We start from the raw sequence: 4,137 nt of genomic DNA, 5'->3' as shown, positions 1-4,137 counted from the left end.
GGACGGGGGTCCGCGCCCGCCCCCTCCCGGGCTCGGCGCCGGGTGTCGGTGGCGCGGCGTACGCTGGGGGTCTTCGCGATGCCACCCCCCGGATGGAAGCTCAGGAGCCCATGACCCTGCACGGTCTGCTCGACGCCGTCGTCAAGGACCCCGCGCTCGGCGAAGCCGTCACGGCGGCGGCCGACGGAAACCGGCACCACGTCGACCTGGTCGGCCCCGCCGCGGCCCGCCCGTTCGCCGTCGCCGCGCTCGCGCGCGAGGCGCGCCGGACCGTGCTCGCCGTGACCGCGACCGGCCGCGAGGCCGAGGACCTGGCGGCGGCCCTCCGCTCGCTCCTGCCCGGCGAGGGCGTCGCCGAGTTCCCCTCCTGGGAGACCCTGCCGCACGAGCGGCTCAGCCCCCGCAGCGACACCGTGGGCCGCCGCCTCGCCGTGCTGCGCCGGCTGGCGCACCCGGATCTGCGGGATCCGGCCACCGGCCCGGTCTCCGTCGTCGTGGCGCCCATTCGCTCGGTGCTCCAGCCGCAGGTCAAGGGGCTGGGCGAGCTGCAGCCCGTGTCACTGCGGCAGGGCGGGAGCGCCGATCTCGGCGAGGTCGTGGACGCCCTCGCCGCCGCCGCGTACTCCCGGGTGGAGCTGGTGGAGAACCGCGGCGACTTCGCCGTGCGCGGCGGCATCCTGGATGTCTTCCCGCCCACCGAGGAGCACCCCCTCCGGGTGGAGTTCTGGGGCGACGACGTCGAGGAGATCCGCTACTTCAAGGTCGCCGACCAGCGTTCGCTGGCCCCGGCCGAAGGCGTCTTCGACGCGGGCGCCGAGCACGGCCTGTGGGCCCCGCCCTGCCGCGAGCTGCTGCTCACCGGGGAGGTACGGGAGCGGGCCGCGGCGCTCGCGCAGCAGCACCCGGAGCTCGCCGAGATGCTGGACAAGATCGCGGAGGGCATCGCGGTCGACGGCATGGAGTCCCTCGCGCCGGTCCTCGTGGACGAGATGGAGCTGCTGCTCGACGTGCTGCCCGAGGGCAGCATGGCCGTGGTGTGCGACCCGGAGCGGGTGCGGACGCGCGCGGCGGACCTGGTCGCCACCAGCCAGGAGTTCCTCCAGGCGTCCTGGGCCGCCACCGCGGGCGGCGGCGAGGCGCCGATCGATGTGGGCGCGGCGTCGCTGCGCGGCATCGCGGACATCCGGGAGCACGCGCAGGCGCTGGGCATGATGTGGTGGTCGGTCAGCCAGTTCTCGGCCGACGCGGACCTGGAGACCGACGGCGAGGACACGCTGCGGCTCGGCCTGCAGGCCCCGGAGACCTACCGGGGCGACACCGCCCGCGCCCTGGCCGACACCAAGGGCTGGCTCGCGGACGGCTGGCGCTGCGTGTACGTCACGGAGGGCCACGGCCCCGCGAGCCGTACGGCGGAGGTGCTCGGCGGCGAGGGCGTCCCCGCGCGGCTGGCCGGGCAGGGCACGCTGGAGGGCGAGGTCGGCCCCGGCCTGGTGCACGTCGCCTGCGGCTCGCTCGACAACGGCTTCCTCGCGCCGGGCCTGCGGCTCGCGGTGCTCACCGAGACGGACCTGTCCGGCCAGAAGGCGGCCGGCAAGGACGCGGCCCGGATGCCGGCCCGCCGCCGCAAGACCATCGACCCGCTGACGCTGGAGCCCGGCGACTACATCGTGCACGAGCAGCACGGCGTCGGCCGGTACATCGAGATGGTGCAGCGCACCGTGCAGGGCGCCACCCGCGAGTATCTGCTGGTGGAGTACGCCCCGGCGAAGCGCGGCCAGCCCGGCGACCGGCTCTTCGTGCCCACCGACCAGCTGGAGCAGATCACCAAGTACGTGGGCGGCGAGCAGCCCACGCTGCACCGCCTGGGCGGCGCGGACTGGACGAAGACGAAGGCCCGCGCGAAGAAGGCGGTCAAGGAGATCGCCGCCGACCTCATCAAGCTCTACAGCGCCCGGATGGCGGCCCCCGGCCACGCCTTCGGCGCGGACAGCCCCTGGCAGCGCGAGCTGGAGGACGCGTTCCCGTACGCCGAGACGCCCGACCAGCTCACCACCATCGGCGAGGTCAAGGAGGACATGGAGAAGTCGGTCCCGATGGACCGGCTGATCTGCGGCGACGTCGGCTACGGCAAGACGGAGATCGCCGTGCGCGCGGCGTTCAAGGCGGTGCAGGACGGCAAGCAGGTCGCGGTCCTCGTCCCCACGACCCTCCTCGTCCAGCAGCACTACGGCACCTTCACCGAGCGGTACGGCCAGTTCCCGGTGAACGTCCGCGCGCTGTCCCGCTTCCAGAGCGACACCGAGTCCCGCGCCACGCTGGACGGGCTGCGGGACGGCACGGTGGACCTCGTCATCGGCACCCACCGCCTCTTCTCCTCCGAGACGAAGTTCAAGGAGCTGGGGCTGGTCATCGTGGACGAGGAGCAGCGCTTCGGCGTCGAGCACAAGGAGCAGCTGAAGAAGCTCCGCGCCAACGTCGACGTGCTGACCATGTCGGCCACCCCCATCCCGCGCACCCTGGAGATGGCGGTGACGGGCATCCGCGAGATGTCGACGATCACCACACCCCCCGAGGAGCGGCACCCGGTCCTGACCTTCGTCGGGCCGTACGAGGAGCGGCAGATCGGCGCGGCGATCCGCCGCGAGCTGCTGCGCGAGGGCCAGGTCTTCTACATCCACAACCGCGTCGAGTCCATCGACCGCGCGGCGGCCCGCCTCCGCCAGATCGTCCCGGAGGCCCGGATCGCCACGGCGCACGGCCAGATGTCCGAGCAGGCCCTGGAGCAGGTGGTGGTGGACTTCTGGGAGAAGAAGTCCGACGTCCTGGTCTCCACGACGATCGTGGAGTCGGGCATCGACATCTCCAACGCCAACACCCTGATCGTCGAGCGCGGCGACACCTTCGGGCTGAGCCAGCTGCACCAGCTGCGCGGCCGGGTGGGCCGGGGCCGCGAGCGCGGCTACGCGTACTTCCTCTACCCCCCGGAGAAGCCGCTGACGGAGACGGCGCACGAGCGGCTGGCCACCATCGCCCAGCACACGGAGATGGGCGCGGGCATGTACGTCGCGATGAAGGACCTGGAGATCCGCGGCGCGGGCAACCTGCTCGGCGGCGAGCAGTCCGGGCACATCGCGGGCGTGGGCTTCGACCTGTACGTCCGGATGGTCGGCGAGGCGGTCGCTGACTACCGCGCGGCCCTCGAATCCGGGGAGCAGCCGGAGGAGGCCCCGCTGGAGGTCAAGATCGAGCTCCCGGTCGACGCGCACGTCCCGCACGACTACGCCCCCGGCGAGCGGCTCCGCCTCCAGGCGTACCGTTCCATCGCCTCCGCGAACTCCGAGAGCGACATCGCCTCGGTGCGCGAGGAGCTGGCCGACCGCTACGGCCCGCTGCCGGAGCCCGTGGAGAACCTGCTGCTGGTCGCGGGCCTGCGTATGCTCGCCCGCGCGGCGGGCGTCACGGACATCACGCTCCAGGGCAACAACGTCCGCTTCTCCCCGGTCGAGCTGCGCGAGTCCCAGGAGCTGCGGCTCAAGCGGCTGTATCCGGGTGCGGTGGTCAAGCCCGCCACCCACCAGGTGCTGGTCCCGCGTCCCAAGCCCAGCGGCATCGGCGGCAAGCCGCTGGCCGGCCGCGAACTGCTGGCCTGGGTCGGGGAGTTCCTGACGACGGTGCTGGACTGAGGAGCGCACACCTGTGCGCTCTGGCCAGGACGGTTCGAACGCGACGATGATGGTGTGACCGGGCGGCTAGGTTGCGGGGTGAGTCGATCGTGACGGCAGAGGAACGACCCGAGGAGCACCCCGCCATGTCCGAGATGAGCGAACTGGCCCGCCGCGTCGAGCTGGTCGAGATGCGGCTGTCCGCCGACCAGCTCCTGGTGCACCGCTCGGTGAGCCAGCTCCAGCGGGATGTGAAGGAGATCGGGGAGACACAGAGGGAGCACACGGCGAAGCTGGACGAGCACACGGCGAAGCTGGACGAGCTGGGCCGTATGGTTCACGCCATCGTCCGCCACCTGGGCATCGACGACCAGGGCCCGTCTCCCTCCTGAGCCCGCCCTCGTCAGCCCGGCCCGGAACCGTTCGACCGGCCGGCCGACGCCGTCGGGAGGGTGAGGCGCAGGGTCTCCTCCTG

The 4,137-nt window shown here is 72.8% G+C and carries 2 protein-coding genes; both read left to right on the top strand.

Annotated elements, in window-relative coordinates:
* Positions 1-110 precede the first annotated feature (110 nt).
* Positions 111-3,683: a transcription-repair coupling factor gene (gene mfd, locus G5C65_RS32580; protein ID WP_165302656.1), complete on the top strand. Its 3,573-nt coding sequence runs from the start codon at positions 111-113 to the stop codon at positions 3,681-3,683.
* Between the two features lie 125 nt (positions 3,684-3,808).
* Positions 3,809-4,054: a hypothetical protein gene (locus G5C65_RS32575; protein WP_165302654.1), complete on the top strand. Its 246-nt coding sequence runs from the start codon at positions 3,809-3,811 to the stop codon at positions 4,052-4,054.
* Positions 4,055-4,137: the final 83 nt, after the last annotated feature.

Source organism: Streptomyces boncukensis, from assembly GCF_011045075.1.
In the GTDB taxonomy this organism is placed as follows: Bacteria; Actinomycetota; Actinomycetes; order Streptomycetales; family Streptomycetaceae; genus Streptomyces; species Streptomyces boncukensis.
This window is presented reverse-complemented; position numbering and strand designations above follow the sequence as displayed.

What these genes read in the sequence shown, in the direction of transcription:
- G5C65_RS32575 (WP_165302654.1), top strand. Translation starts at nt 3,809, where the DNA reads ATGTCCGAGATGAGCGAACTGGCCCGCCGCGTCGAGCTGGTCGAGATG.
- mfd (WP_165302656.1), top strand. Translation starts at nt 111, where the DNA reads ATGACCCTGCACGGTCTGCTCGACGCCGTCGTCAAGGACCCCGCGCTC.